General features: G+C 68.2%; 2 protein-coding genes. One reads left to right on the forward strand and one right to left on the reverse strand.

Annotated elements, in window-relative coordinates; genetic code table 11:
• Window positions 1-310: 310 nt before the first annotated feature.
• Complete coding sequence (locus ACWD5O_RS37095) at window positions 311-1,030, reverse strand: hypothetical protein (RefSeq protein ID WP_450088167.1); 720 nt, start codon at window positions 1,028-1,030, stop codon at window positions 311-313.
• A 23-nt stretch (window positions 1,031-1,053) separates the two neighbouring features.
• Between ACWD5O_RS37095 and ACWD5O_RS37100 the strand changes: the two genes are divergently transcribed.
• Complete coding sequence (locus tag ACWD5O_RS37100) at window positions 1,054-1,602, forward strand: transposase family protein (protein WP_450088168.1); 549 nt, start codon at window positions 1,054-1,056, stop codon at window positions 1,600-1,602.
• Window positions 1,603-1,622 lie beyond the last annotated feature (20 nt).

Here is a 1,622-nt window from a genome sequence, read left to right on the forward strand (position 1 = left end):
TCCGGCATCGCCAACCTCCACAACATCATCCTCACCGGCTGACCACCGGCCCGGTGCCGGGCAACGCCTTCACCCAGTTACGAGACATCCCTTAGTGAGGGCCTTCGAATCTGCCGACAAGGCGCGGCCAGCTCGTGCCGGCCCGTTGGCATCGCTGCCGTGGGAGTTCGATTCGGTGGATCGACACAAACCGATACCCTTATCGGCGCTATTCCGCTCGCCTGAAAATCAGGCTATCTGACGGGTCCCGGGCTGACCGCCCGGGACCCGGTTGGCACGAGAGCCTCCTCAGCGGGACGCGGCGAGGGATTCATCGTTCACCTTGGCCTTGCGCGGAATGGCTCAGTGAGCTGCGGAGGTCGTCGACCGCGGGCTTCAGCCGCGCGCGCTCTTCATCGTCGGCGGCGATGGTCTCAAGAAGGAAGGTCATCATCCTGGTGAGTGCGGGTGCCGGTTCGCGGTACGGGTGCCGGGCGCGGGTGAAGTCGTCGAGTGCGGGCTTCGTCGATCCGGTGGGAGTGTCCAGGGCCTGGGCACATCGGGCGATCCCCGTCAGGGTCCAGGCGGCGAAGTCGCGGTCGTTAAGCCCAGTGCGGAGGTTGGCTTGGTCGACGAGATCGGCGAACACAGATTGGGCCGCGCTTGGTCCGTTGGCACGGCGGACGGCGACCCCCTGGATGGCCAGAACGATCAGCGCGTCGGTGCCGCTGTACCGCCGGGCCATCGCGGCCTCGCGGGCGGCTTGGTTGAACCGGCCCTCGTGCATGTGGACCACGCTGAGGGTCGAGCGGGCCTGGAGGGCCACCACTGGGTCGTGGGCGGGAAGGGCCAGCGACACTGCGTCGCGCGCAAGCCGCCTCGCCTGGTCGTGGTCACCCCAGGGTTCCGGCAAGGTAGCGATATGACCGTTGTGGCCGTTTGAGTGCAGACGCTCCTGATCATGACGGTATAGAGACAGGCGCGGCCTTTCGTTGATCATCCAGGTGTCGAAGCTGGGAAGATCAAAGAGGACCGCGCCCGTTGGGATCATCATCGCTGATTGACGTGTTGGCCGTGCACGCGGACCGCCTGGACGAGCCGTTGGCAGGCCGCCGGGCGAGCCTGGTCACGGCGTTAACGCAGGTGCCGGACCGGCGAGACCCCCGAGGTGTCGTCCATGCGCTGCCCGGGGTCCTGGCCACCGCGGTCGCGGCGGTGCTGACCGGCGCCCGGTCCGCGGCGGCGGTCGCCGAATGGGCCGGCGACGTTCCGCAGCAGGTCCTCGCCGAGTTGGGCGTGTTCCGAGATCCGTTCACCGGGGTCTATCGGGCGCCGGACGAGTCCACGTTCCGGCGGGTCCTGGCCGGCGTCGACGCCGACGCCTTGGACGACGCGGTCGGCCGGTGGCTCATCGCGTCCGGGCTGGCGGCAGACACCCCGAACGACCGGCGGGTGTACAGCGTGGACGGCAAGACCTTGCGGGGTAGCGGCCCGCCCGGAGCGCAGGTGCACCTGCTGGCCCAGGTCGACGTGGCCGGCAAGACGAATGAGCTGTTCAGGTCTCGCGCGACGTTCTGGTTGGTTGGAAAATGTGGGTCGGTCGGCCTGGTCGACGCCGTGTGATCTTGGTGCGGGAGAGCCCG

The organism is Micromonospora sp. NPDC005161 (assembly GCF_053599855.1).

What these genes read in the sequence shown, in the direction of transcription:
- ACWD5O_RS37095 (WP_450088167.1), bottom strand. Translation starts at nt 1,030, where the DNA reads ATGATCCCAACGGGCGCGGTCCTCTTTGATCTTCCCAGCTTCGACACC.